Annotated in this window: 23 protein-coding genes; 13 read left to right on the top strand and 10 right to left on the bottom strand. The window is 71.9% G+C overall.

Annotated elements, in window-relative coordinates; all coding sequences use genetic code 11:
- Positions 1 to 773: 773 nt before the first annotated feature.
- Entirely contained in the window at positions 774 to 3,140 is a 2,367-nt protein-coding gene (locus BMZ92_RS35475) for a xanthine dehydrogenase family protein molybdopterin-binding subunit (protein WP_091516963.1), read from the bottom strand.
- 128 nt (positions 3,141 to 3,268) lie between these two features.
- On the opposite strand from BMZ92_RS35475, the gene BMZ92_RS35480 reads away from it, so the two are divergent.
- Positions 3,269 to 3,481 (top strand): PspC domain-containing protein, encoded by a 213-nt coding sequence (locus BMZ92_RS35480; RefSeq protein WP_091516965.1) that lies wholly within the window; start codon positions 3,269 to 3,271, stop codon positions 3,479 to 3,481.
- Positions 3,482 to 3,702: 221 nt separating this feature from the next.
- Here BMZ92_RS35480 and groL read toward each other — a convergent pair whose 3' ends face one another.
- The 4 genes from groL to BMZ92_RS35500 form a co-directional block, all read right to left on the bottom strand.
- Positions 3,703 to 5,334 carry a chaperonin GroEL gene (groL, locus tag BMZ92_RS35485; protein ID WP_091516967.1) on the bottom strand — a complete coding sequence of 544 codons (1,632 nt, stop codon included), beginning with the start codon at positions 5,332 to 5,334 and terminating at the stop codon, positions 3,703 to 3,705.
- A gap of 221 nt (positions 5,335 to 5,555) precedes the next feature.
- The gene (locus BMZ92_RS35490) at positions 5,556 to 7,049 is read right to left on the bottom strand and encodes a serine/threonine-protein kinase (RefSeq protein ID WP_091516970.1); all 1,494 of its coding nucleotides are present in this window, start codon (positions 7,047 to 7,049) and stop codon (positions 5,556 to 5,558) included.
- Positions 7,050 to 7,071: 22 nt separating this feature from the next.
- Positions 7,072 to 7,278: a cold-shock protein gene (locus tag BMZ92_RS35495; protein WP_091517009.1), complete on the bottom strand. Its 207-nt coding sequence runs from the start codon at positions 7,276 to 7,278 to the stop codon at positions 7,072 to 7,074.
- A gap of 102 nt (positions 7,279 to 7,380) precedes the next feature.
- A complete protein-coding gene (locus BMZ92_RS35500; protein WP_091516972.1) occupies positions 7,381 to 7,995 on the bottom strand; it encodes an AIM24 family protein in 615 nt (204 codons plus the stop codon).
- 71 nt (positions 7,996 to 8,066) lie between these two features.
- On the opposite strand from BMZ92_RS35500, the gene moeA reads away from it, so the two are divergent.
- The gene (gene moeA, locus BMZ92_RS35505) at positions 8,067 to 9,269 is read left to right on the top strand and encodes a molybdopterin molybdotransferase MoeA (RefSeq protein WP_177229017.1); all 1,203 of its coding nucleotides are present in this window, start codon (positions 8,067 to 8,069) and stop codon (positions 9,267 to 9,269) included.
- Between the two features lie 162 nt (positions 9,270 to 9,431).
- Positions 9,432 to 9,704 carry a GlsB/YeaQ/YmgE family stress response membrane protein gene (locus tag BMZ92_RS35510; protein WP_091516977.1) on the top strand — a complete coding sequence of 91 codons (273 nt, stop codon included), beginning with the start codon at positions 9,432 to 9,434 and terminating at the stop codon, positions 9,702 to 9,704.
- Here the strand turns inward: BMZ92_RS35510 and BMZ92_RS37715 are convergent.
- The gene (locus tag BMZ92_RS37715) at positions 9,688 to 9,855 is read right to left on the bottom strand and encodes a hypothetical protein (RefSeq protein WP_177229018.1); all 168 of its coding nucleotides are present in this window, start codon (positions 9,853 to 9,855) and stop codon (positions 9,688 to 9,690) included. The genes BMZ92_RS35510 and BMZ92_RS37715 overlap by 17 nt on opposite strands.
- A 202-nt stretch (positions 9,856 to 10,057) precedes the next feature.
- Between BMZ92_RS37715 and BMZ92_RS35515 the strand changes: the two genes are divergently transcribed.
- The 3 genes from BMZ92_RS35515 to BMZ92_RS35525 are packed head-to-tail and all read left to right on the top strand — an operon-like array spanning position 10,058 to position 13,975.
- On the top strand, positions 10,058 to 10,777 hold the full coding sequence (locus tag BMZ92_RS35515; protein WP_091516979.1) for a phosphatidylserine decarboxylase: 720 nt from the start codon (positions 10,058 to 10,060) through the stop codon (positions 10,775 to 10,777).
- A gap of 3 nt (positions 10,778 to 10,780) precedes the next feature.
- A complete protein-coding gene (gene pssA / locus BMZ92_RS35520; protein WP_091516982.1) occupies positions 10,781 to 11,740 on the top strand; it encodes a CDP-diacylglycerol--serine O-phosphatidyltransferase in 960 nt (319 codons plus the stop codon).
- A 21-nt stretch (positions 11,741 to 11,761) separates the two neighbouring features.
- Positions 11,762 to 13,975, top strand: a complete 2,214-nt coding sequence (locus BMZ92_RS35525) for an AAA family ATPase (protein ID WP_091516985.1) — start codon at positions 11,762 to 11,764, stop codon at positions 13,973 to 13,975.
- 379 nt (positions 13,976 to 14,354) lie between these two features.
- On the opposite strand, the gene BMZ92_RS35530 is transcribed toward BMZ92_RS35525, so the two are convergent.
- Positions 14,355 to 15,017: a LytR C-terminal domain-containing protein gene (locus tag BMZ92_RS35530; protein ID WP_091516988.1), complete on the bottom strand. Its 663-nt coding sequence runs from the start codon at positions 15,015 to 15,017 to the stop codon at positions 14,355 to 14,357.
- Positions 15,014 to 15,322 carry a DUF3263 domain-containing protein gene (locus BMZ92_RS35535; protein WP_091516989.1) on the bottom strand — a complete coding sequence of 103 codons (309 nt, stop codon included), beginning with the start codon at positions 15,320 to 15,322 and terminating at the stop codon, positions 15,014 to 15,016. The genes BMZ92_RS35530 and BMZ92_RS35535 overlap by 4 nt, the downstream gene beginning before the upstream one ends.
- Before the next feature lie 128 nt (positions 15,323 to 15,450).
- Here BMZ92_RS35535 and BMZ92_RS35540 point away from each other — a divergent pair, with 128 nt between their 5' ends.
- The gene (locus BMZ92_RS35540) at positions 15,451 to 16,008 is read left to right on the top strand and encodes a peptide deformylase (RefSeq protein ID WP_091516992.1); all 558 of its coding nucleotides are present in this window, start codon (positions 15,451 to 15,453) and stop codon (positions 16,006 to 16,008) included.
- Positions 16,009 to 17,240: 1,232 nt separating this feature from the next.
- On the opposite strand, the gene BMZ92_RS35545 is transcribed toward BMZ92_RS35540, so the two are convergent.
- Positions 17,241 to 18,077 carry an excalibur calcium-binding domain-containing protein gene (locus BMZ92_RS35545; RefSeq protein WP_091516995.1) on the bottom strand — a complete coding sequence of 279 codons (837 nt, stop codon included), beginning with the start codon at positions 18,075 to 18,077 and terminating at the stop codon, positions 17,241 to 17,243.
- A 165-nt stretch (positions 18,078 to 18,242) separates the two neighbouring features.
- Between BMZ92_RS35545 and BMZ92_RS35550 the strand changes: the two genes are divergently transcribed.
- Genes BMZ92_RS35550 through BMZ92_RS35560 form a run of 3 tightly spaced genes read left to right on the top strand, consistent with a single transcriptional unit; the run spans position 18,243 to position 21,258 of the window.
- Positions 18,243 to 19,643: a 3'-5' exonuclease gene (locus tag BMZ92_RS35550; RefSeq protein WP_091516996.1), complete on the top strand. Its 1,401-nt coding sequence runs from the start codon at positions 18,243 to 18,245 to the stop codon at positions 19,641 to 19,643.
- A gap of 60 nt (positions 19,644 to 19,703) precedes the next feature.
- Positions 19,704 to 20,618 (top strand): S1C family serine protease, encoded by a 915-nt coding sequence (locus BMZ92_RS35555; RefSeq protein ID WP_091517010.1) that lies wholly within the window; start codon positions 19,704 to 19,706, stop codon positions 20,616 to 20,618.
- Positions 20,619 to 20,661: 43 nt separating this feature from the next.
- Positions 20,662 to 21,258 carry a LysE family translocator gene (locus tag BMZ92_RS35560; RefSeq protein WP_091516999.1) on the top strand — a complete coding sequence of 199 codons (597 nt, stop codon included), beginning with the start codon at positions 20,662 to 20,664 and terminating at the stop codon, positions 21,256 to 21,258.
- 1 nt (position 21,259) lies between these two features.
- Here the strand turns inward: BMZ92_RS35560 and BMZ92_RS35565 are convergent, their stop codons facing one another.
- Positions 21,260 to 22,180 carry an NADP-dependent oxidoreductase gene (locus BMZ92_RS35565; RefSeq protein ID WP_091517002.1) on the bottom strand — a complete coding sequence of 307 codons (921 nt, stop codon included), beginning with the start codon at positions 22,178 to 22,180 and terminating at the stop codon, positions 21,260 to 21,262.
- Positions 22,181 to 22,386: 206 nt separating this feature from the next.
- On the opposite strand from BMZ92_RS35565, the gene thiC reads away from it, so the two are divergent.
- Genes thiC through thiD (BMZ92_RS35580) form a run of 3 tightly spaced genes read left to right on the top strand, consistent with a single transcriptional unit; the run spans position 22,387 to position 25,660 of the window.
- The gene (gene thiC / locus BMZ92_RS35570; protein WP_281245256.1) at positions 22,387 to 24,018 is read left to right on the top strand and encodes a phosphomethylpyrimidine synthase ThiC; all 1,632 of its coding nucleotides are present in this window, start codon (positions 22,387 to 22,389) and stop codon (positions 24,016 to 24,018) included.
- Positions 24,015 to 24,833, top strand: a complete 819-nt coding sequence (gene thiD / locus BMZ92_RS35575; protein ID WP_091517004.1) for a bifunctional hydroxymethylpyrimidine kinase/phosphomethylpyrimidine kinase — start codon at positions 24,015 to 24,017, stop codon at positions 24,831 to 24,833. Before thiC ends, thiD (BMZ92_RS35575) begins: the two co-directional genes overlap by 4 nt.
- 5 nt (positions 24,834 to 24,838) lie before the next feature.
- Positions 24,839 to 25,660, top strand: coding sequence for a bifunctional hydroxymethylpyrimidine kinase/phosphomethylpyrimidine kinase (gene thiD / locus BMZ92_RS35580; protein WP_091517006.1), 822 nt, complete (start codon positions 24,839 to 24,841; stop codon positions 25,658 to 25,660).
- The last annotated feature ends 402 nt before the right edge of the window (positions 25,661 to 26,062 follow it).

Below are 26,062 nucleotides of genomic sequence, written 5' to 3' on the forward strand. Positions count from 1 at the left end.
CTCATCGGTCAGGACTTCCTCGCGCACGCCGTGATCCTGGAACATCCTGCACCGCAAGCAAAGCCGACACGCCAGCCCATTCTGAACTGTTCACTTAGCGGTTGGCTCACCGGGTCAAGGGTGGGCGAAGCCCATCGCGAAGCGACGCCGTCAGGCGCCCTTGACGCGGTGAGCCAACCGTTAAACACTCAAGGGGATGGGGCGGGGGAGGGGCCGCTCGAGCAGGGCGCGCAGCGCCCGGTGAACCCCGGTGCCCGGGCTGTTGGGTGCGGCAGGGAAAAACAAAAGATCAAAAGAATGCCTCGCCGGCGGGCAATACCGCTAAGTTTAGGCGAGTTTCCGCAGCTCAGAGGCGTTTGGAGGCGTCGCCCACAGAGCGGTCACACCCCGACAGAACAGTTGCCTCAATTGAAGATTCCCCTCAACCGCAACGGCGACTGTCTTAAGTGGAGAACCGCCTAACCGGCGGGAACGACTGAACAGAGCCTCCGGTAACGCCCTGACCAGGTAAAACGTACTAACTTAGCGGTATTGGCCGGCGGGCAGGCTCCAGGATGATCGGGGCCCCAAAGGGATCTCACCTTGGCGAGGTGGTCGAGTTGGGTGATCATCCCGTCGCCTGCGGTTTGTGCATATCACTTTGAGGACCAGCCGCAAGCCTGGCATAGCAAGCGCGAGTCTCGAAAAAGGTTGCGGCTGCTCCTCAAAGTGATCGCCCGGTATCAGGCGACGGGATGATCACCCAACTCTCGGGTGGGTGGGTGGGTGGCGTTCTACGCCACCGCCTCGTCGGCGTCCTCGGACTTGGCGCTCTCCCTGACCGGCAGGGTCTCGAACGCGGCCGGGGGCTCACGCCACGGATCGCTCGGGGTGCCTGCCTTCGCGTCGCGGATGGCGCGCCAGACTCGCTGGGGTGTGGCCGGGATGTCGATGTGCCGGACACCCAGGTGCCGGACGGCGTCGATCACCGCGTTCTGCACCGCCGGGGTCGAGCCGACCGTGGCGGATTCGCCGATTCCCTTGGCGCCCATGAGGTTCCTCGGGGTCAGCGTCTCCGTGTTGGCCGCCTCCAGGTCGGGCACGTCGGCGGCCGACGGGACCAGGTATTCCGCGAAGGACGCTGTCACCGGGTTGCCGTCCTCGTCGAACGACACCTGCTCCCACAGCGCCTGCGAGATGCCCTGCACCGCCCCGCCGTGCTGCTGCCCGCGCACCAGCAGCGGGTTCAGCACGCGCCCGCAGTCGTCAACGGCGATGTGCCGCAACGGTTTCACGTACCCGGTTTCGGTGTCGACCTCCACAACGGACACATGGGCGCCGAACGGGAACGTCGCGCCGTCCGGTTTGAAGTCGGTCTCCTCGGCGAGTGGGCGGCCTTCGTTCTGGGCGGCCGTGGCGACCTCCGCCCACGTCATCGTCGCCGTGGGGACGCCCCGCACGCCCAGCGCGCCGTCGTCCGTGAGCTCGATGTCCTCGACCGCCGCTTCGAGTTGCGTCGCCGCGAGTTCCTTGGCCCGGCGCAGCACCAGGTCCGACGCCTGCCGCACCGCGCTGCCGCCCAGCTGCAACGATCGCGAACCACCCGTGCCGCCACCACGCGGCACGGTCGCTGTGTCCGACTGGACGAACCGCACCCGCTCCAGCGGCAGACCCAGCGCGTCCGCGACGATCATCGAGAACGCCGTGGGGTGCCCCTGCCCGTGGCCCGACGTGCCGACCTTGATCGTCGCCCCGCCGTCGGTGTCGATCTCGACCGAGGCGAACTCACCCGCGCCACCACCGGTGATCTCCACGTACGCCGACATGCCGATGCCCAGCAGCACCGTCTCCCCGGCCTCGATCCGCCGCGCCTGCTCGGCCCGCAGGTCCTCGTACCCCGCCAGCCGCAACGCCTCCCGCAGCGGCAGGTCGTAGTCACCGCTGTCGTAGCTCGCGCCGGTCAGCGTGGTGTACGGGAACTGCTCGGGCTTGAGGAAGTTGCGCCGCCGGAGCTCCGCCGGATCCAGGTCCAGCTCGGCCGCGGCGAGGTCCATCAGCCGCTCCAGCATCGCCGCCGCCTCGGGCCGCCCCGCACCGCGAAACGCACCCACCGGCGTGGTGTTCGTCAGCGCGGCGATCCCCGCGTAGCTGATCTTCGGGATGTCGTAGACGCCCTGCGCCATCGTCCGCGTCGGCCCGAGCGCGAGCGCGCCACCGAAGCCCGCGTACGCGCCGGCGTCCCCGATCACGCGGCAGCGCAGGCCGACGATCTTGCCGTCCGACCGCAGCCCCAGCTCGCCGTACTGCACCTGCGCGCGGCCGTGCGGCATCGACTGCAGGTTCTCCGAGCGGGTCTCGGTCCAGCGCGCGGGCCTGCCGAGCCGGCGGCACACCTCGATGACCACGGCGTACTCGGCCGTCATCCCCGCCTTGCCGCCGAAGCCGCCACCCACGTGCGGCGCGATGACCCGGATCCGCTCGGCGGACAGGCCGAAGACCTTCTCCACCGCGCTGCGGAACCCGTGCGGCATCTGGGTGGAGACGTAGACGGTCAGGTCGAACTCGTCGTCACCGGGCAGGGCCGCGATCGCGTTGCCCTCCATCGGCGCGACGGCGAGGCGCTGGTTCTCGATGCGCGCCCGCACCACGACGTCCGCGCCCGCGAGCACGTCGTCGTCCGCGTCCCGGTTACCGGCGGCGATGTTGCTGCCCAGCTCGGGGAACTGCGTCGGCGCGTCGGGGTCCAGCGCTTCCTCGAGGTCGACCGCGGCGGGCAACGGCTCGTAGTCGACGTCGACCAGCTCCAGCGCGTCCACCGCGGCGGTCTGCGTCTCGGCCACCACGACCGCCACCGGCTCGCCCACGAACCGCACGCGGTCGCTCGCCAGCGGGTACCGCGCGCACTTCGGGTTCAGCTCGATGAACGGCGGCAGGGCGGGCAGCCCCAGGTCCTCGGACGTGTAGACGGCGACGACCCCCGGCGCTTTCGCGGCCTCGGTGGTGTCGATCGCGGTGACGAGCGCGTGCGCGAACGGCGAGCGCACGAACGCCACGTACAGCGCGCCCTCGATGCGCAGGTTGCCCACGTACGTGCCCTGGCCGCGCAGCAGTTCCGGGTCCTCGACCCGGCGCACCTCGGTCCCCAGCAAAGATCCCGGCATGGTCCCGACTCTATCGCCGAGGCCGCCCGATGCCCACGTGGAGCAACTCCAGGTCAGGGGTGGAAACCGGGGTCGGCTCAGGGCCGTTCCCCGATGTTCCCGCGGGCCGCGGCGCCCACCATGGGGTCATGACGAACAGCGTGCACACCACCAGGAAACTCCGTCGCAGCACGACCGACCGCATGCTCTCCGGCGTCTGCGCCGGCTGGGCCGACTACCTCGGCGTCGACGTGTCGGTCGTCCGGATCGCCGCGGTCGCCGCGACCGTCTTCAGCGCCGGCACGGCGGCGATCATCTACGCCGCGTGCTGGCTCCTGACGCCCGAAGACACCGCCGAGTGACCCGGAAACGCCGAAGGGGGCTCCGGCACCGAAGTGCCGAAGCCCCCTCCGAGCTCGAGCTGTGTGGAACGGGCCGATCCCTGACCACGGCTGGGGGTCCGGGGGCGTGCCCCCGGGCGGGGTCTGGGGGTCGCACCCCCAGAAGACACCAGGGAGAAAAGAAAGGCGAAGCGCCCCTCCGCGCGAGCAGAGGGGCGCTTCTTTTCGACCGACCGGACTGATCAGAAGTCCATGCCGCCCATGCCACCGGACGGGTCGCCCGCCGGAGCGGCCGCGGCCTTCTCCGGCTTGTCGGCGACGACGGCCTCGGTGGTCAGGAACAGCGCCGCGATCGAAGCGGCGTTCTGCAGCGCCGAGCGGGTCACCTTGGCCGGGTCGATGACGCCGGCGGCGACCAGGTCCTCGTACTCGCCGGTCGCGGCGTTGAGGCCGTGACCCTCGGGCAGACCCTTGACCTTCTCGGCCACGACGCCGCCCTCGAGGCCGGCGTTGACGGCGATCTGCTTGAGCGGAGCCTCGACCGCCACCTTGACGATGTTGGCACCGGTCGCCTCGTCACCCGACAGGCGCAGGCCCTCGAACGCGGCCTTGGACGCCTGCAGCAGAGCCACGCCACCACCGGCGACGATGCCCTCCTCGACGGCGGCCTTGGCGTTGCGCACCGCGTCCTCGATGCGGTGCTTGCGCTCCTTCAGCTCGACCTCGGTCGCGGCACCGGCCTTGATGACGGCCACGCCGCCGGCCAGCTTCGCGAGCCGCTCCTGCAGCTTCTCGCGGTCGTAGTCCGAGTCCGAGTTCTCGATCTCGGTGCGGATCTGGTTGACCCGGCCCTGGATCTGTTCCGCGTCGCCGGCACCCTCGACGATGGTCGTCTCGTCCTTGGTGATGACCGCCTTGCGGGCGCGGCCCAGCAGGTTCAGGTCGGCGTTCTCGAGCTTGAGGCCCACGTCCTCGCTGATCACCTGGCCACCGGTCAGGATCGCGATGTCCTGCAGGATGGCCTTGCGGCGGTCACCGAAGCCCGGAGCCTTGACGGCGACGGACTTGAAGGTGCCGCGGATCTTGTTGACGACCAGGGTGGCCAGCGCCTCGCCCTCGACGTCCTCGGCGATGATCAGCAGCGGCTTGCCCGACTGCATGACCTTCTCCAGCACCGGGAGCAGGTCCTTGACGTTGGAGATCTTCGAGCCGAACAGGAGGATGTACGGGTCCTCCAGCACGGCTTCCTGACGCTCGGCGTCGGTGACGAAGTAGCCCGAGATGTAGCCCTTGTCGAAGCGCATACCCTCGGTGAGCTCCAGCTCGAGGCCGAAGGTGTTCGACTCCTCGACGGTGACGACGCCTTCCTTGCCGACCTTGTCCAGCGCCTCGGCGATCAGCTCACCGATGGTGCGGTCCGCGGCCGAGATCGAGGCGGTGGCAGCGATCTGCTCCTTGGTCTCGACCTCCTTGGCGGCCTTGTGCAGCTGCTCGACGACGGCCTCGACGGCGGTCTCGATGCCACGCTTCAGGCTGATGGGGTCGGCACCGGCGGCCACGTTGCGCAGGCCCTCGCGCACGAGCGCCTGGGCGAGCACGGTGGCGGTGGTGGTGCCGTCACCCGCGACGTCGTCGGTCTTCTTGGCGACTTCCTTGACGAGCTCGGCCCCGATCTTCTCCCACGGGTCCTCGAGCTCGATCTCCTTCGCGATGGAGACGCCATCGTTGGTGATGGTCGGCGCGCCCCACTTCTTCTCGAGCACGACGTTGCGGCCACGGGGGCCCAGCGTCACCTTGACGGCTTCGGCGAGGGTGTTGAGGCCGCGCTCGAGACCACGGCGGGCGTCCTCGTCGAACGCGATCAGTTTGGCCATTGCGGTGTTGTCCTCCGGTATTGGGCGCTGCGTGGCCAGTCCTGGTTTGCTGCCAGCAGCAGGACACGTCCTTCGGCCAGGCTCGGTGCCCGCGACGGACGACCAGCCCCGGAAGCTCCCGGGTCCGGCCTCACCGTCCCGACCTCTTGTCTGGCACTCGACGGTGCCGAGTGCCAAGGTCGTGTTTAGCACTCTCACCCCGAGAGTGCAAGAAGTGCTGGTCAGGCCGAGGGACGGATGGAGATCGTCGCGGGCGGCCTGCCACCCGACGACGGGGGCTGCGACGCCCCGCCCGTCGGCCCGACGGGGATGTCGGGCGCGGTGGTCTCCGGCGCCCCGCTCCCGCCGCCGCCCGTCAGCACCACGGCCGCGACGACGCCGCCGGCGACGACGAGCGCGCCGAGCAGCAGCCACAGCCACAGGAGGCTCTTCTTCTTGGCGGGCTGCTGCCGCTGCGGGTAGCCGTACTGGGGCGCACCGAAGGGTGGCGTCGAGTACCCGGACGAGTGGCCGTAGCCGGGCGGCGGGAACGCCTGCCCGTACTGCTGCGGCGGCTGCTGCCCCCAGCCGGGTTGCTGTGAATACCCGGAGGGGTGCCAGCCCCCGGACTGCGGTTCGGCGGGGCGCTCCCACTGCCGGGGCCCCGAGGACTGCGGATCGCCCCACTGGTGCGGCCCCGACGAGTACGGACCGGGCTGCGGCGGGCGGGCCTCGACCGTCGGCTGCGCGGCCCAGGCGTTCCCGGCACCGGGCGGGCCCGCCCAGGCGCCGCCCGGCTGCTGCGGCCGGGCCTCGACGGTCGGCTCAGAAGCCCACGGCTCATCGGCCTGCGGCACCCTGGCCGCCACGGTCGCCTGCGCGTCGTTGCCCAGCACCGGACCGAGCGCCTGGCGCGCCGCCGCGATCAGCGCGCGACAGCTTTCATAGCGGTCCGCGGGGTTCTTCGCCATGCCCCGGCGGACCACGTCGTCGACCGCGGCGGGCAGCTGCACCGCACGCGACACCGACGGCGGCTCACCCGCCAGGTGCCCCTTGATCACCGTCGGCACGTCGCCCGTGAACGGCGGGCCGCCGGTGAGGCACGCGTACAGCACACAGGCGAGCGCGTACTGGTCCGTCCGGCCGTCGAGCGGCTCGCCACGCAGGTGCTCCGGCGCCGCGTACGTCGGCGAGCCCAGGAAGTCACCGCCCCGCGTGCGGTGCCCGGTCGCACCACGGCGGGTCAGCCCGAAGTCGGCGACGTAGACGTGCTCACGCGCCGACTCCCTGCTGGTGACGAGCACGTTGGCGGGCTTGACGTCGAGGTGCACGAGGCCGCGCGAGTGCAGGCTGTCGAGCGCGTCCGCGACCTGGTCCAGCAGGCGCAGGGCGCGTTCGGGCGCGATCGGGCCCGCCGAGAGGAGACTCGCCAGATCCGCCCCGTCCACGAGGCGCATGGCGATGTAGTGCATGCCGTCGATCTCGCCGAAGTCGTACAGGGGAACGACGTTGGCGTGGTCGATGGCCGAGGTGTTGCGGGCTTCGTCGACGAAACGCTCGCGGAACTCCGCGTCGGCGCCGAGGTGCTCACCGATCACCTTCAAGGCGACCTTGCGCCCGAGCCGGACGTCGGTGGCCTTGTACATGACACTCATGCCGCCTTTGCCGAGCACCCCGTCGATGCGGTAGTTGCCCAGCCGGCGACCGGTGAGGTCCCCCGACACTTCGCCTGTCACACAGGCAGCCTAGCGTCAGCTCTCAGGAGAGCTTGCGAACGTCCGCCGCCTGACTGCGGCCGTCGCGGCCGGCCTGGATCTCGAACTCGACCCGGTCCCCTTCGTCGAGAGTGCGGAATCCGTCGGACTGGATTGCCGAATAGTGCACGAATACGTCAGGGCCGTCGGGCGAGGCGATGAACCCGTAGCCTTTTTCGGAATTGAACCACTTGACCGTGCCGACTGCCACGGCGTCCTCCTTGCCACCAAAGAACACTGGGATACCGTGCCGATCCGGTGTCCCAAGATGGCGATCACGCTACCGGAATAACGCCCGTGGGCAATGGGCAATTCACCGAGATTTACGAGCTTGCACCAAAACGGTCCCGGGTCCGGCGAAGTCGAGCGCCAGCCCCTCGCCGGTCCGGATCGACTGCGGCCCCGCCGGGTCGATCGCGCGCAGCCTGCACTGCACGGTGTCGGGGTAGGCGAGCAGGTAGGGCGGGCGCACCGTGATGAGCTCGCCCGGCTCGATCTTCAGCGCGTCCACCGGACCGGCGCAGGCCAGCACCAACGGCCCGGTTCCGCTGTAGTGCTCCAGGAAACCGCTGTCACTGCCGAAGAGCGCCTGCAGCGCCTGCCAGCCGTGGTCGACGCGGACGGTGGCCGGGCGCGCGAGGAACGCCTGCCTGCTGACGTTCCACCCGGTGCGCCCGTCCAGTTCCAGCGGGTAGACGTCGCCGGGCCCGTCCGGGGCGAGGTCGAGCCAGCCGCCCTCCTTCGGCGCGGTGAACACCGACGGCCCGCCCTTGCCGTGCGCGCGCAGTCCGCCGCGCGAGGGCTGCACCTCGGCGACGCCGAAGCTGCTGGCGAGCAGCGTGTCGGGCACCGCCTGGACCGCCTCCCCCGGCGCCAGACTGATCCGCGCCACGCCGAAGGTGGGCGTGTGCCGCGTGTGGACCTGCACCGGACCTCCCCCGAAGGTGATCGAAACGGGGTGAGTGTCGCACGCTGGACCGGCGGGGCAGGATGGTCTCCGTGGTTTCCGTCGACGAATACCGTGCCGAGATCGTCTCGCTGCTGGGCACCGCGCCCACCGTGAGCCTGCCGCTCGCCGAGTGCGCCGGGTTGGTGCTGGCCGAGGACGTGCTCGCCGGGGTTTCGCTGCCCCCGTTCGACAATTCGGCGATGGACGGGTACGCCGTCCGCGCGGCCGACGTCGCCGGGGCGAGCGCGGAGCACCCGGTGGAGCTGCCCGTGGGCGAGGACATCCCGGCGGGCCGCGTCGAGGTGCCCGAACTGCCACCGGGCACGGCCCACCGGATCATGACCGGCGCCCCGCTGCCGCCCGGCGCCGACAGCGTTGTCATGGTCGAGCGCACCGACGGCGGCACCGAACGCGTCCGCGTCTTCGAGGCCGTGCCGCCGGGCAACCACCTGCGGCGCGTCGGCGAGGACGTGGCGAAGGGTTCGGTGGCGCTGCCCGCGGGCACGGTGCTCGGCCCGGCGCAGCTGGGGCTCGCGTCGGCCGTGGGCCTCGACCGGCTCACCGTGCGGCGGCCGTTGAAGGTCCTCGTCGTGTCGACCGGAACCGAGCTCGTGCTGCCGCCCGAGCCGTTGAAGCACGGCCAGATCTACGAGTCGAACAGCACGATGCTCGCCGCCGCGATCCGCGGGCTCGGTTGCGAGGCCGAGGTCGCGATGAGCATCGACGACGTCGCCCTGTTCCGCGACAACGTCGAGCCGCGCATCGGGGAGTTCGACCTCGTCGTCACCTCCGGCGGGGTGAGCGCGGGCGCGTACGAGGTGGTCAAGGACGCGCTGGACGGCGCGGGCGTGCGGTTCCAGAAGGTCGCGATGCAGCCGGGCGGGCCGCAGGGCAACGGCCGGTGGCACGGCGTCCCCGTCGTCACCCTGCCGGGGAACCCGGTGAGCGTGCTGGTGTCGTTCGAGGTGTTCCTGCGCCCGGCGCTGCTCACCGCGCTGGGGCACGAGAAGGTCGACCGGCACCGCGTGCGCGCGCGGCTGACGGAGGGGCTGAAGTCACCGGCCGGGCGGCGGCAGTTCCGCCGCGGCTACTACTGGCAGCACGAGGGCGAGGTGACCGGCGAGGTCGGCCCGCGTGGCGGCCCCGGCTCGCACCTGCTCGCGGCGTTCACCCAGGCCAACTGCCTCATCGTGCTGCCGGAGGACGTGACCGAGGCGCCCGAGGGCACCGAGGTGGACGTGCTCCTCCTCTAGTGGCCGGCCACTTCCCCGAGGGCACCGAGGTGGACGTCTTCCTCCTCTAGTGGCCGGCCACTTCCCCGAGGGCACCGAGGTGGACGTCTTCCTCCTCTAGGGGCCGGCCACTTCCCCGCCGCCACCCTCAACGGACGCGCTCCGCGCGACTAGATTCCTCTCATGGGGTTCTTCTCGTGGATCGTCTTCGGGGCGCTGGCCGGCTGGGCCGCCAACCTCGTCATCGGCGGGCGTGACCGGCGGCGGCAGGGCTGCCTGGTCAGCGTGCTCGTCGGCGTGGTCGGCGCGGCGCTCGGCGGGCTGCTCTACCGGCTGGTGACGGGCCACGAGAAGACGTTCGAGTTCGACTTCCCCAGCTTCGGCGTCGCCGTGCTCGGCGCCGTCGTGCTGCTGGGCCTGCTGCGGCTGGTGCTGACCCTCACCCGCCGCTCGTGACCTCATCGGGGGCCTTACCGGTCCCCGTGACGAGCGCGACCGCCGTCGCCAGGTCCACCAGAGGGGGGATCGGCACGCTCAGGATGTCCCGCCGCCAGGATTCGAGCAGCTCGCCAAGTCGCCCTTCGGGCGAAAAGTCGGGCGCTGGCATGACGGTTCCTCTCTGCTGTTACTACGGTCTGCATCGGCCGATCTGACTCCGTGTTAGCAGGCACGCCCCCAGTGCGCTCCCCCTCACAGCCAGGCCCGCCCCGGACTGGCGGTAGCGTGGATACCCAGACCGGCGAATCGCCACGCCGGACCCGGTTCGGTCGATACCAACCGGTGACCTTTGCACCTACCCCGGGAACGTGATGAGCCCCAAGACGCCGGAACAGGCCGGCAACCCCGTCGCCCACGCCTTGCAGCTGGCCCGCGAGACCCTGCCCCCGATGCACCCCGCCGGACGCCCGTTCGTCGCCGGCGGGATCGCCGCCACCCTGCTGTTGCGCCGCGTCGCCAAGCCGCTCGGCGTCCTCGGCGGGCTGGCGACGCTGGCCACGGCGGCGTTCTTCCGCGAGCCCCGGCGCGTGCCGCCCGCCCGCGACGGTCTCGCGCTGGCCGCCGCCGACGGCATCGTCTCGCTCATCGAGGAGGCCACGCCCCCGCCGGAGCTGGGGCTGCCGGCGCAGCCGCGGATGCGGGTGAGCGTGTTCCTGTCGGTGTTCGACGTGCACGTCCAGCGGGCGCCCGCGAGCGGCGTAGTCGAGCGCGTCGCGTACCGGCCGGGCAAGTTCCTGTCCGCCGACCTGGACAAGGCCAGCGACGACAACGAGCGCAACTCGCTGCTGCTGCGCACCGTGGACGGGCACGAACTGGTCGTGGTCCAGATCGCGGGACTCGTCGCGCGCCGCATCTTGTGCCAGACCGCCGAAGGCGACAAACTCGCGGCCGGCGAAACCTATGGCTTGATCCGCTTCGGCTCGCGCGTCGACCTGTACCTGCCCGAGGGCAGCCGGGTGCTGGTCAGCAAGGGCCAGCGCACGATCGGCGGCGAAACCCCGCTCGCCGAGCTTCCCCAGGGGAAGGACTGAGGGATGGTCCGCGTGGTGACCCCGGGCGTCCGGCTGCTGCCGAACGCGATCACGGTGCTCGCGCTGTGTGCCGGCCTGTCGGCCGTGCAGTTCGCGCTGCACCACAACTACGTGCTGGCGATCGGCGCGATCGGCGTCGCCGCGGTGCTCGACAGCCTCGACGGCCGGATCGCCCGGCTGCTCGACGCGACGTCGAAGATGGGCGCCGAGCTGGACTCGCTGTCCGACGCCATCTCGTTCGGTGTCGCCCCCGCGCTCGTCCTCTACATCTGGCACACCGACACCGAGGGCATCGGCTGGGTGACCTCACTCGTGTTCGCGGTGTGCATCGTGCTGCGCCTCGCCCGCTTCAACACCCTGCTCGACGTGGAGAAACCGCCTTACGCGAAGGAGTTCTTCGTCGGCGTGCCCGCTCCGGCAGGCGGTCTGCTGGCGTTGCTGCCGCTGATCGTGACCCTGGAGTACGGCGACGGCTGGTGGTCGTCCGAACCCGTGGTGTGGGTGTGGACGGTGGGGATCGCGTTGCTGCTGATCAGCCGCATCCCGACGTTGTCGCTGAAGACCGTGAAGGCGCCGGCGAAGGCGGTCGCGCCGCTGCTCGTGGGCGTGGGCCTGCTCGCCGCGGCGATCATCCAGTACCCGCTGGTGGCGCTCACCGTCGCACTGCTGGTGTACCTCGCGCACATCCCGTACGCGGTGCGTCGCTACCACTGGCTCGCCAACCACCCGGAAGCGTGGCACGCCCCCTTGGCCGAACGCCGCGCGATCCGGCGAGCCCGCAGCACCCGCCGCCTCCGCCTGCGGCGGCCGAAGCTCGCGGGTGCGGGCAGGCTCGGGGGCCGGCAGCCACGCACGCAGCCGGAGCACGTCGTGCGCGTGCGCACGTTCCCCCCGGACAGCGAAGACCGCAACCGCCGCCGCAGCTGGCGGCGCATCGGCCTCCGGCAACGGGGCAACCGCTAGTCCTCGCTCTAAGGTGAACGCGTGAGCAGCCCCCAGATCACGCTGACCCTGCGGCACACGCCGTCCGCGCTCGACACCCGGCGCGGCGTCGTCCGGCTGCACCCGGAGGTGCTCGACGCGCTCGGCCTGCGGGCCTGGGACGCGGTGCACCTCACGGGCGCACGCCGCACGGCTGCCCTGGCGGCCCCCGCCGACGGTGACAACCCGCCCGGTGTCGTGCTCGCCGACGATGTGACAGCCTCCAACCTCGGTGTCACAGAGGGTTCCGAGGTGGTGGTCGCGCCCGCGGAGGTGTCCGCGGCCCGGAGCGTGACGGTCGCCGGTTCGCGGCTGGCGAGCGGGTCGGTATCGCCGAGCACGCTGCGGCTCGCGTTGATCGGCAAGGTGTTCACGGTCGGTGACGCGGTGTCGCTGCTGCCGCAGGACCTCGCGCCGCCGCCCGGCGCGGACGTCGCCTCGGTGCGCGGGCAGCTGTCCAGGGCGATCGGCGCCACGTGGACCAGCGAGCTGCTCACCGTCACCGCCACCGAACCGGCCGGCGTGGTGGCGGTCGGCCCGTCCACCGTCGTCAGCTGGCGCAACGGGACCCCGACACCTCCGTCCACAGTGGAATCTCCCGCTCCGGTCGCAGTTGCTGTGGCGCCGGTCGAGGAGGACGTGCCCGCGGTGCCGGTGACGGATCTCGTGGGCGCGCAGGCGCAGGCCCGCACGCTCGCCGAGTGGTTCGATCTCGCCTTCCGGCGGCCGGAGCTGCTGGCGAGGCTGGGCACGACGGCCCAGCTGGGCGTGCTGCTGTCCGGGCCCGAAGGGGTCGGCAAGGCGACGCTGGTGCGGTCGGTGGCCGCTGCCGAAGACGTGCGGGTGCTGTGCCTCGCCGCGCCGAACATCGCGGTGCTCGAACCGAACTCCGCCGCCGCGGCGCTGCGCGAGACCATCGCGCGGGCGGCGCCGGGCGAGCCCACGGTGCTGCTGCTCACCGACGTGGACGCGTTGCTGCCCGCCGCCGACCGCCCGCCGGTGGCGACGATCGTGCTCGACGAGCTGCGGAACGCGCTCGCGAAGCCCGGGTTCGCCGTGGTCGCGACGACCGCGCACCCCGAGTCGTGCGACCCGCGCCTGCGCGGCCCGGAGCTGCTGGACCGCGAGCTGTCGATCTCACTGCCCGACGCCAGGACTCGCACCGAGCTGTTGCGCCTGCTGCTGCGGGACGTGCCCGTGGAGTCCGGTGTGGACTGTGGTGCGCTGGCGGAGAAGACGCCGGGTTTCGTGGCGGCCGACCTGATCGCACTGCGCCGGGACGCGGCGTTGCGGGCCGCGCTCAGGCAGCGTGAGGCCGAGCAGCCACGCATCGCGCAGCAGGACCTGCTCGACGCGCTCGCCACCGTCCGCCCGATCTCGCTGTCCACTTCGGACAATCTGGCGACCGGCGGCCTCAGCCTCGACGACGTGGGCGACATGGCCGAGGTGAAGCAGTCGCTGACGGAGGCCGTGTTGTGGCCGCTGCGGTACCCGGATTCCTTTGCGAGGCTCGGCATCGAGCCGCCGCGGGGGGTGCTGTTGTACGGGCCGCCGGGTGGTGGCAAGACGTTCCTGGTGCGGGCGCTGGCGGGTACGGGCGCGTTGAACGTGTTCGCGGTCAAGGGCGCCGAGCTGCTGGACAAGTGGGTCGGCGAGTCGGAGCGGGCGGTGCGGGAGCTGTTCCGGCGAGCCGCGGATGCCGCCCCATCCCTGATCTTCCTCGACGAGGTCGACGCGATCGCGCCCAGGCGCGGGCAGTCGAGCGACTCGGGGGTGACGGACCGGGTGGTCGCAGCGCTGCTCACGGAGCTGGACGGTGTCGAGCCCATGCGGGACGTGGTGGTCCTGGGAGCCACGAACCGGCCGGAGCTGGTGGACCCGGCGTTGCTCCGGCCGGGACGGCTGGAGCGCCGGGTCTACGTGCCCCCGCCCGACGCCGAAGCGAGGGCGGCCATCCTCCGCGCCACGGCGCGGCACACCCCGTTGGCGTCCGATGTGGACCTGGAGCAGATCGCATCCACTCTGGACGGATATTCCGCGGCGGACTGCGCCGCCCTCATCCGAGAAGCCGCTCTCACGGCGATGCGGGAGTCGCTGGAGGCCGCAGAGGTGACGGCCGCCCACCTGGAGTCCGCGAGGAAGGTCGTACGCCCCTCACTGGACCCGGCCCAGCTCGCGGCGCTGGAGGCCTACGCGGAGGGCCAGCAGGCGCGGTGACCGCTGGGCGCGGAGGCGCTTACTGCACCCGAGCGGGGAAGCGCTTGCCGCTGCCAGCGCCTTGAGAAAGCGCTTCCAGGGCGAGCGCGGGAAGCGCTTGCTGCCGCAACCGGCACGAGCGCTTCCAGGGCGAGCGCGGGAAGCGCTTGCTGCCGCCAGTGGCACGGGCGCTTCCGCAGTGACGGCGGGAAGCGCTTGCCGGATACGTGGCTTGCCACTCCTCCGCAAGCGCTTACTCGCCCCCGCCGGAAACCGCTTACTGCGCAGCGTCGCCGCAAAGCCAGCCCCGCCACAGCAGCTACGCCAAACAACCCCCGGCCGACAGCAGAAAGCGCTTCCCACCCGGTGGCGGAAAGGCGCTTTCCCCTACTAACCAGACTCAGGAACCCTTGGCCCGCAAACCCTTGTAGTCATTGGTCACGATGACGATCACGCCCGGGCTCGCGTTCTGGATGCCCTCGAAGCGCGGCTCGGCCTTCATGTTGAACCAGCTCGCCAGCGACTTCGCGGCGGTCTCCTCGTCCGTGCCCGGCGTGTAGTAGGCCGTGGTGGTCGGGATGATGCCGTACGGGTAGTTGTCCACCTGCACGACGTTCCAGCCGTCGGCCCGCAGGTCGTTGGCCGCGCGGGCGGCGAGGCCGTGGATCGTGCTGTTGTTGTAGACGCGCACCGGCACCCACTTCGCCGAGGCCTGGTCGGCGGGGACGCCACCGTTCTGGTTCTGCGGCTGGCTCGCGGGCGCGCCACCCGGCTGACCCGGTCCCGCCGTGCCGGGCGCTTCGGTGCCCGCGGGCGGCGGGGTGGTGCCCGTGGCGGGCGGCGGCGTGCTGCCCGCGGTCGACGACGGCGGCGTGGTGCTCGACGGCACCTCGCTGCCGGGCGCGGTCGCGGTCGGCGTCGCGGGGGGCGGTTCCGCGGTGTTCTTGCCGTTGTCGCCGGTGACGGCCGTGACGATGCCGATGATCGCCGCGATGGCCGCGACGCCGAGCAACGCCACACCGGCGAGACGCATCGGCCGGGACAGGCCCTGGAAGAAGTTCATCGTCCCTCGATCCCCAGCCGCCGGGCGACCCGCTTGCGCTGCCGGGTGGTGCGCACCTTGCGCAGGCGCTTCACGAGCATCGGGTCGGCCTGCAGGGCCTCCGGCTTTTCGAGCAGCTGGTTGAGCAACTGGTAGTACCGTGTCGACGAGAGGCCGAACTTCTCGCGGATCGCCTCCTCCTTGGCCCCCGCGTAGCGCCACCACAGGCGCTCGAAGGCCAGGATGGCGACCTCGCGCTCGGACAGGCCGGCAGGGGGATCGGGCGGGGACGGCCGCCCGTCGGCCATCGACTCCGCGGCGTCCATCTGACTCCCTCAAATCGCCGAAGAACACGGTTGTCGTTCCGCGGCGCCATTGAACCACGCGGACACCCCCCGGGCGCGGGATCACGGCCCGGCGCGTCACGGTCCACGGATGGGTACGATCGCTCTTCGTGACGATTCACCCCATCCGCATCGCCGGCGATCCCGTGCTGCACCACCCCACGCGCGAGGTGGAGAAGTTCGACGACGAACTGCGCACGCTCACCGAGGACATGTTCGAGACGATGTACGCCGCCGAGGGTGTGGGCCTCGCGGCCAACCAGATCGGCATCGACCTGCGGGTGTTCGTCTACGACTGCCCCGACGACGAGGGCGTGCGGCACAAGGGCGTCGTCGTGAACCCGAAGCTGGAGACGTCCGAAATCCCGGAGACGATGCCGGACCCGGACGACGACTGGGAGGGCTGCCTGTCCGCGCCCGGCGAGTCGTACCCGACGGGCCGCGCCAAGTGGGCCAAGGTGACCGGCTTCGACGTCGAAGGCAACCCGATCGAGGTAGAGGGCACGGGCTACTTCGCACGCTGCCTGCAACACGAGACCGACCACCTGGATGGCTACATCTACCTCGACCGGCTGATCGGGCGCCACGCCCGTGACGCCAAGCGCATGCTCAAGCGCAACAAGTGGGGGGTGCCGGGCCTGTCCTGGCTCCCGCCGAAGGAGTCGTAAAGCCGGAGGGCGAGGCGTCGGGGCTGGTGGTGCCGGGGGGCCGGTGCCCGGGGCCGGTGCGGCGAGCCGAGTGGCGGCGACTCGGGGGCGCCTGGCGGGCCGGATGGCGGCGCGGCGGGGCGGGTGACGGCACGGCGGCCGGGCGCCGGCACGGCGGGCCAGGCGCCGGTGCGGCGAGCCGAGTGCCGGCGGCGCTGGGGCGTTTGGCGGCCACCTGGGTGGGCCGGGCGACGGCGGCGCTGGGGCGCTTGGCGGCCACCTGGGCGGGCCGGGCGCCGGCGCGGGGGGCTGGGTGACGGCGCGGCGCCTTGCGGGCGGCGGCCCGGTACGCGGCAGCGGCGGGCCGGGATGCCGCTAAGCGGTGCAGCGAGAGCGCGATACGCCGCTGTGCGACGGCGGGATGCGGCGACGCACCGCTGCGCGCGACGGCGGGATGCGGCGGATAGCGGCGCGGATGTGGCGCGGTGGAGCGCCCCGAGGAGGCGGCCTGCGCCCGGGCAGCGAGGCGTCGCGGTCGCGGCGAAGCGGCGCGACGGGGCGGCGCGACGGGGCGGCGCGGGGATGGCGCGGCGGGGCGGCCCGAGGAGGCGGCCTGCCCCCGGGCAGCGAGCCGTCGCGGTCGCGGCGAAGCGGCGCGACGGGGCGGCGCGGATGTGGCGCGGTGGAGCGCCCCGAGGAGGCGGCCTGCGCCCGGGCAGCGAGGCGTCGCGGTCGCGGCGAAGCGGCGCGACGGGGCGGCGCGGGGATGGCGCGGCGGGGCGGCCCGAGGAGGCGGCCTGCCCCCGGGCAGCGAGCCGTCGCGGTCGCGGCGAAGCGGCGCGACGGGGCGGCGCGGGGATGGCGCGGTGGAGCGCCCCGAGGAGGCGGCCTGCCCCCGGGCAGCGAGCCGTCGCGGTCGCGGCGAAGCGGCGCGACGGGGCGGCGCGGGGATGGCGCGGCGGGGCGGCCCGAGGCGGCGGCCTGCGCCCGGGCAGCGAGCCGTCGCGGTCGCGGCGAAGCGGCGCGGCGGAGCGGAGCGGCGCAGCTCGGCGGCGCGGCTCGGCGAAGCGGCGCGGCCGGGGTACGTGGGCGACAGGGTGCATCGCGGCGGGTGGGCGGCGGCGAGCTGCGCGACGTAGTGGCGCGCCCGCCCCGAAACGGCCCAGCGACATCGCCATCCACACCCACCCCCAACCCCGAACCGCCCCGCGGCGGACGGCCAGCGCCATCCGCCGCAAAGCAACCCTTCGTCGCTACTCGCAGGCCACGCCGTCTCCGTCGCGGTCCAGTTTGGAGCTGTAGCCTGGCTCGCCGCGGTACAGGGGGGCCACGCCGGCCGCCCTCGCGGCCGCGCAGTTCGGGTAGTACGGGCTGCCGCCGCCGCTGTGCGACTCCGTCTCCTCCGTCGGCTCCGGGACCGCCTGCCGCGGCGTCGTCGCCTTCGCCTTCGTCGGGGCAGGGGCAGGGGCGGGGGCCGGGGCAGGCGCCGGTGCGGGCGTGACCGGGGCGACGACCGGCGCGGGGTGGTCGATGTCGCCGTTGCAGGGCGGTCCCCACAGGCCCGCCACCGCCGTCCGCGCCCTGTCCTCCGCCGAGCGCAGCGCTGCGACCGCACCGTCCGCCGCCCTCGCGTAACCGGCGCCGATCACCGCATCGGCGTAGTCCGTCGCGTTGTTCAGCCGCAGCGACGCAGCCACACCCGCCTCGCTCACCTCGGCCAACGTCACCTGCTGGTTAGCCAGCATGTTCGTCGCCCAGCCCGTGGCCTCCGCCGTGAAACAGCCCGCGACCGGCGCCTTCACCCCCTGCACCCGGACCGTCTGCCGCGTCCCCCTGGCATCCGCCACCTCGACGGTGCCCGCGTCGACCACCCGCACCACCGTGTAGACCTCGACCGGCGGCGCCGCGCTCGTCGACGTCGTCGTGCTCGTGACCGTCGTCGAAGGCGGCGGGGCCGCGGCGGTCGGTGTCGTCGGGGGTGAGTCCGGGCCGAAGATCGCCCCGATCACGAACAGCACCCCCAGCACGCCGAGAGTCACGAGCAGCCAACGGGGTGGACGCCGGCCACGGCCGGGCGCGGTAGCAGTCATGTGCAGTCCTCGGAGAAAATCGTGGCGCCGACATGGCGCACTGCGCATTTCTCGTCACGGACCACTCCGGCGTTACAACCGTTGCGAAATCATAACGAGCCGTTACGCCGCGCCGGGAATTCCGATGCACCTTCCGGCAGTGATCCGCGAAACAGGAGAGGCGCCGTGCCCGAAGTCGTCGACGTGCTGGAACTGACCCGCGCGGGTGGCTACGACGCCACCGGACTAGAGTTCACCGCGATCGGTTGCCGCACAACGGCATTGCGGTCCGGACAGCTCGTCGAACTCGCCGCGGTGCGCACGCGCGCGGACGGCAGCACAATTGGCGAACTGTCAACACTGCTGAACCAGGAATCCGCACCCACGCTCCCCGAGGTCCTCGGGTATTTCACCGAATTGCTGCAGGGTGCCGTGCTCGTCGCGCACAACCTCGCATTCGTCGCCCGATTTCTGGGCCCCGAGCTGGACCGCTACGGAATTCGCGTGCCCGCCGTCGACACGCTGACCACCGCCAAGAACACCGTGCGCCTGCCGAACTACCGCCTCGGCACCGTCGCCCGCTCGCTCGGCATCACCGACACCCGGCGCGACACCGCCCTCGACGACGCCCGCACCGGCGCCCGCGTCGTGACCGCGCTGGTCGGCGTGCACGGACTGCGCCTGACCGCCTGGCCCCGCTTCGGCCCCCTGCCGCAGCTGGTGAAGTCCCGGCCGCTCGCGCCCCGCCGGGCCGAGCCCGCCGCGCCCGCCCAGGGCTGGACGGCCGAGCTGCCGGACCGCATGCCCCTGACGGTGCCCGTGGACTCCCCCGATCCCGCGCTCGAAGAGGCCTACCTCGAGGTGCTCGGCAACGCGGTCGCCGCCCGGCAGCTGACGTCCGCCCCGCCCACGGGGTTCGGCGAGGACGAGCTGCGGAGGATCCACACCGGTTTCGTGCACGGCATGCGGACCGTCGCCGAAGCCGACGGGATCCTGACGGTCGAGGAGGTCGCCGATCTGAAGGCGGTCGCGACGACGCTCGGCGTGCCCGGCGTCGTCGCGGACGTGCGGCCGACCGAACGCGCGGACCGCCCGACGCGGGTGCTCGTGCTGGGACGCGGGGCCGACGCGGACGAACTCCGTGCCGCCGTGCTCACGCGCGGCTTCCAGCTGGCGAAGAACCTCACCGCGTCCGTCACGCACCTCGTGGTCTGCCCCGACATCGCCCCCACAGAACCGAGGCTGGCGCGCGCCGCCGAGCAGGGCGTCACGGTGCTGGACGCCGCGACGGCGCGACGGCAACTGGCCACCCCTGCCCCGGAAGCGGCGCCGGCGCCACCCCCTGTCACCCGACTCGCCCCGGCACTGGCGCCCGCGGTCACCCCGGCTCGGCCACAGGGGACGAACGCCGCGCAGTGGGGCGGCCGCGTGATCACCGCGCTCGGGCTGGTGCTCGTCTTCGTGGCGGCGATCGCCGAGTTCGGCGGGGCGCCGTTCGCGGCCGGGCTCGTGGCGTTCGTGCTCGGCGCGGGCATCGCGCTGGGCGGCTGGTACCTCGGCGAACGGTGGTCAGTTCGCTCCTGGTGAAAGGGGCGCACCACCTGCGCGGGCGGGCGCACACTGGGGTGAGCAGAGGTGGTGATCGCCATGGAGGATTCCGACGTCCTCGACGCCTATTCGCGCACGGTGAGCACCGTCGCCGCCGAAGTGACGCCGCACGTCGCCAGCCTGCGGCTCGCGCGGGGCGGCGGTTCGGCGGTCGTCTTCGCCGACGACGGGTACCTGATCACCAACGCGCACGTCGTCGGCCGCGACCGCGCCGGGGTCGCGACGTTCTCCGACGGCACCGAGCAGGATTTCCGCGTGGTCGGCGCCGATCCGTTGTCCGACCTCGCGGTGGTGCGGGTGTCCGAAGCCCCGCCCGCGGTCCGGCTCGGTGACGCCGACAAGCTCGTCGTCGGGCAGCTGGTCGTCGCGGTCGGCAGCCCGCTCGGGCTGGCCGGTTCGGTGACGGCGGGTGTGGTCAGCGCGCTCGGCCGGTCTCTGCCGGTGCGCACGGCGCGCGCGGGCCGGGTGATCGAGAACGTGATCCAGACCGACGCCGCGCTGAACCCGGGCAACCCCGGCGGCGCGCTCGCCGATTCGAGCGGCCGCGTGGTCGGTGTGAACACGGCGGTCGCCGGGATCGGGCTGGGCATGGCCGTGCCCATCAACGCGACGACCCGCCGCATCATCGACACGCTGCTCGTCGAGGGCAAGGTCCGGCGCGCGTACCTCGGCCTGGTCGGCGTGCCCGCCCCGTTGCCCGACGAAGTCGCCGAGCACACCGGTCAGCGGGCGGGCCTGCGGGTGGTCGAGGTGGTCGCGGGCGGCCCGGCGGCGCGGGCCGGGCTCCGGCCCGGTGACCTGGTGCTCACCGTCGGGCGAGCGCGGGTCTCCGACGCGCAGGACATCCAGCGGCAGCTGTTCGCCGAGGTCATCGGGACGCGGCTGCCGGTGACGGTGTTGCGCAACGGCGCGATGGTGGACGTCGTCGCGGCGCCGACGGAGCTCGCGGGCTAGCAATTCCGTTGCCGCGCACGGCTCGCGGCAGCAGACTCGCGGCGTGCCCGATTTCGTCGCCTTCGTGCCCGCCGCGTTCCTCATCGCGCTCGTGCCGGGCCCGGCCACCTTCATGCTGGTCAAGCAGTCCGCGCTGGGCTCCCGCCGGAACTCGCTGGCCACCATCGCCGGTATCGAAGCCGGGGTGCTGGTGTGGGGCGTGGCCGCGGCGTTCGGGATCACCACGCTGCTCGCCGCGTCCGAGCTCGCCTACACCGGCCTGCGCATCGCGGGCGCGCTCTACCTGGTGTACCTGGGCATCCGGCTGCTGGTGTCGCGCGGCGGCCCGGAACCGGAAGTCCGGCCTGGGTCCGGGTTCCGGTCCGGGCTGCTGGTCAACGTGACGAACCCGAAGGCGGGGATCTTCGCGCTGTCGTTCCTGCCGCAGTTCGTGTCCACCGCCGACGCCGGCCCGCTGCCCCTGCTGGCGCTGGTCGCCGTCTGGATCCTCACCGACACCGTCTGGTACACGTCACTCGCGCTCCTGCTGACGCGCGTCGGGCGCTGGCTGCGGAGCCGGCGCGTGCGCCGGGCACTGGAACGCTCGTGCGGCGGCGCCTTCGTGGCGTTCGGGCTGGCGATGGCGGTGGAGAGCGCCTGAATCAGACGGTCAGCACGATCTTGCCCCGCGTCCGGCCCTGCTGGTTGAGCCGCCACGCTTCCGCCGCTTCGGCGAGCGGGAACGTGCGCTCCACAGGCACGGTCACCTTGCCGTCCTCGATGAGGCGCGCCAGGTCGGCCAGCTCGACGCCGTCGGGCCGCACCCACACCCAGTGGCCGCCCTTCGCGTCGGCCTCCGGGTTGGCGATCGACACCACCCGTTCGGGCTTGACGCCGAGGCCAAGGGACACGTCGACCGCGTCGCCGCCGACGAAGTCCACCGCCGCGTCCACTCCGCCGGGTGCCAGGGCACGCACCCGGTCGGCGAGGCCTTCGCCGTACGTGACCGGCTCTGCCCCCAAGGAGCGCAAGTACTCGTGGTTGCGTTCACTCGCCGTGCCGATCACGCGGGCACCGAGCGCGACGGCGATCTGCACGCCGAACGAGCCCACGCCCCCGGCCGCGGCGTGGACCAGCACCGTGTCGCCCGCGCCCACTTCGGCCCGCTTCAGCGACCGGAACGCCGTCTGCCCGGCCAGCGGCACACCCGCCGCCTCCGCCCAGCCGAGGCCGCGCGGCTTCTTCGCGAGCATGCGGACGTTCGCCGTCGCCAGCTCGGCGTACGCCCCGGCCTGCGCCCAGTCCTTGCGGATGTAGCCGAAAACCTCGTCCCCGACGGAGAACTCACGCGCGTCGGGCCCGACGCGCTCCACCACGCCGGCGACGTCCCAGCCGGGCACGAGCGGGAACCGCACCTCCATCAGCGCGTCGAGGCCGCCCGCCGCGAGCTTCCAGTCGACGGGGTTGACGCCGGCCGCTCTGACCCTGATCAGCACCTCGGCGGGACCCACCTTGGGGTCGGGCAGGTCGATCAGCCGGAGGTCGTCCGCGGAGCCGTACTGCTGCAGTGCGATTGCCTTCATACTCCGGGCAACGGGCGCGGCTGAACGGGTTATTCCGGAGGTCACCCTTGAGGTACCAGCGCCGGCGTGGCAAGGTCGGAGGCACAACAGCAATCGCGGGAGCTCGCGCCTTGGCGGGCTGAGAGGGTGGCTGGTGTCCGTTGGGACCCGGTGCCACCGACCGCCGAACCTGACCGGGTAATGCCGGCGTAGGGAGTGGGTCTGCTTTGACGACGCTGGAGAACAACGCGCCTGTGACCGTGACCACCGGTCCGATCACCGGTTCGCGGAAGGTCTACCACGCCACGGAGTCCGGGCTGCGGGTACCGGCGAGGCGGATCGATCTGTCCAATGGGGACTCTTTCGACGTCTACGACACTTCGGGCCCGTACACGGATCCCGACGCGGTGATCGACGTCCACAAGGGACTCCAGCCGCTGCGGAGCGGGTGGGCGCAGGAGCACAACACCCAGCTGGGCTGGGCGAAGGCTGGCGTGATCACGCGCGAGATGGAGTTCGTCGCGGCGCGTGAGCGGGTCAGCCCCGAGTTCGTGCGGGACGAGGTGGCGAGCGGCCGTGCCGTGATCCCCGTCAACCGCAGGCACCCCGAGAGCGAACCCATGATCATCGGGAAGAACTTCCTGGTGAAGGTCAACGCGAACATGGGCAACTCGGCCGTGTGGTCCTCCGTCGAGGAGGAGGTCGACAAGATGGTGTGGGCGACCCGCTGGGGCGCCGACACGATCATGGACCTGTCCACGGGGAAGCGCATTCACGAGACGCGCGAGTGGATCCTGCGCAACTCGCCCGTGCCCGTCGGGACCGTGCCGATCTACCAGGCGCTGGAGAAGGTCGACGGTGAGCCGGAAAAGCTGTCCTGGGAGATCTACCGGGACACCGTGCTCGAGCAGTGCGAGCAGGGCGTGGACTACATGACCGTGCACGCCGGCGTGCTGCTGCGGTACGTGCCGCTGACGGCGAACCGCGTCACGGGGATCGTGTCGCGCGGCGGGTCGATCATGGCCGCGTGGTGCCTGGCGCACCACAAGGAGTCGTTCCTGTACACGCACTTCGAGGAGCTGTGCGAGATCCTGCGCGCGTACGACGTCACGTTCTCGCTCGGTGACGGGCTGCGCCCCGGTTCGATCGCGGACGCCAACGACCGCGCGCAGTTCGCGGAGCTGGAGACGCTCGGCGAGCTGACGCACATCGCGCGCGAGCACGACGTCCAGGTGATGATCGAAGGCCCCGGCCACGTGCCGATGCACAAGATCAAGGAGAACGTGGAGCTGGAGGAACGGCTCTGCGGCGAGGCCCCGTTCTACACGCTCGGTCCACTCGCGACGGACATCGCCCCCGGCTACGACCACATCACGTCGGCGATCGGCGCGGCGCAGATCGGCTGGTACGGCACGGCGATGCTGTGCTACGTCACGCCGAAGGAGCACCTCGGCCTGCCCAACCGGGACGACGTCAAGACCGGGGTGATCACGTACAAGATCGCCGCGCACGCCGCCGACCTCGCGAAGGGGCACCCGTACGCGCAGGCGTGGGACGACGAGTTGTCCAAGGCGCGCTTCGAGTTCCGCTGGAACGACCAGTTCAACCTGGCGCTCGACCCCGACACGGCACGGTCCTTCCACGACGAGACCCTGCCCGCGGAACCGGCGAAGACGGCGCACTTCTGCTCCATGTGCGGCCCGAAGTTCTGCTCGATGCGGATCACGCAGGACGTGCGGAAGTACGCCGAGGAGCACGGACTGTCCACTGTGGAGGCGATCGAGGCGGGGATGCGCGAGAAGGCCGGGGAGTTCGGCGAGCGCGGCAACCAGGTCTACCTGCCGGTCGTGGAGCGATGAGCGGTACTCCGAAGACGGCGCTCACCATCGCCGGGAGCGATTCCGGCGGTGGTGCGGGCATCCAGGCGGACCTGCGGACGTTCTTCGCGTGCGGGGTGCACGGGATGACGGCGATCACGGCCGTCACCGTGCAGAACTCGCTGGGCGTGCAGGGTTTCACGGAGATCCCGCCGGACGTGGTGACCGCGCAGATCAGGGCCGTCGCCGAGGACATGGGTGTGGACGCGGCCAAGACCGGGATGCTCGCCACCGCGCAGATCATCGAGGCGGTGGCGGAGACGCTCGACGAGGTCCACATCGGACGGTCGTTCGACGTGCCGTTCGTGGTGGACCCCGTCGCCGCCTCGATGACCGGTGACCCGCTGTTGCGGGACGAGGCGCTGGAGGCGATCCGCACCCAGCTGTTCCCCCGCGCGACGCTGGTCACGCCGAACCTGGACGAGGTGCGGTTGCTCACCGGCGTCGAGGTGACCGACCGGGAGAGCCAGCGCCGGGCCGCGGACGCGTTGCTGGCGCTGGGCCCGCAGTGGGCGCTGGTGAAGGGCGGGCACCTCTACACCGATCCGGAGTGCGTGGACCTGCTGTCCGACGGGGTGCAGCACATCGAACTGCCCGGCCCGCGGTACGACACGAAGCACACCCACGGCGGCGGGGACACCCTGGCCTCGGCGATCACCGCTTCGCTGGCGCAGGACCTCGGCGTGCCGGACGCGGTCGCGGAGGGGAAACGGTTCATCGAGCGCTCGGTCGCGGACGCGTATCCGCTGGGTGCGGGTGTCGGCCCGGTGTCGCCGTTCTGGCGGCTGCGACACTAGGGGGCATGGGTGTTCCTAGCGCACTGACGATCGCCGGTTCGGATTCCGGTGGGGCCGCGGGGTTGCAGGCGGATCTGCGGACGTTTCTGACCTGCGGGGTGCACGGGCTGGTCGCGGTCACCGCGGTCACCGTGCAGAACACCCTCGGTGTGCACGACCGGTCGGACGTCCCGCCGCACATCGTGGCGGGCCAGATCGAGGCGGTCGCGGCGGACATGGGCGTGAACGCGGCGAAGACGGGCATGCTCGCGTCGGGCGCGATCATCGAGGCGGTCGCCGAGGCGTGCGACAGGGCGAACATCGGGCGGGACCGTGAGGTCCCGTTCGTCGTCGATCCGGTGGCGGCGTCCATGCACGGCCACCCCCTGTTCGACGAGGCGGGCTTGGCGGCGCTGCGGGACCTGCTGCTGCCGAGGGCCACGGTCCTGACCCCGAACCTCGACGAGGTGCGGTTGTTGACGGGCCTGGAGGTGACGGGCCGGGAGCAGATGCACGAGGCCGCGGTCACCCTGCACGGCATGGGCCCGAGGTACGTACTGGTGAAGAGCGGCCACCTCACACACGACCCGGAATGCGTCGACGTCCTCTACGACGGCGAGACCTTCACGGAACTACCGGGCCCGCGCTTCGCCACCCCCCACACCCACGGCGCGGGCGATTCGATGGCGTCGGCATTGACGGCGGGCCTGGCGAGGGGCATGACGGTCCCAGAGGCGGCGAAGTTCGGGAAGTGGTTCGTCAGCAACGCAGTCGCCCACTCGTACCCCATGGGGGCGAAGGTCGGCCCAGTGTCAGCCTTCTGGCGCCTAGCGCCGGAGGACCGGTAACCACAACAACACCCACACACAACCGCCACCCAGCAACGCGAACGCGAGCGGCCACACCGCCCACACCCACCCCCGCCCCGATCCCCAGCCGCACTTACGGCCGATCCGCCGGGTCAAGAGTGGGCGAAGCCCATCCCGAAGGGACGCCGAAGGCGCTCTTGACGCGGTGGAGCGGCCGTGAACACTCAAAGATCGGGGCGGGGGTGGGGCCGCTCAAGCAGGGCGCGCCAGCGCCCGGGAGACCCCGTGTCCGACTCGACCAGCAAGGAAGCCAGCCCAAAGATCAAAAGAATGCCTCGCCGGCGGGCAATACCGCTAAGTTAGGCGGTTTGGGTGAGGAGTCGGATGCGTGGTGGCTGGGGGTATGTGGTGGTGTGGTGGTGGGGTTTTTTGGTTTTGTAG

The organism is Amycolatopsis sacchari (genome assembly GCF_900114035.1).
Taxonomy (GTDB): domain Bacteria; phylum Actinomycetota; class Actinomycetes; order Mycobacteriales; family Pseudonocardiaceae; genus Amycolatopsis_E; species Amycolatopsis_E sacchari.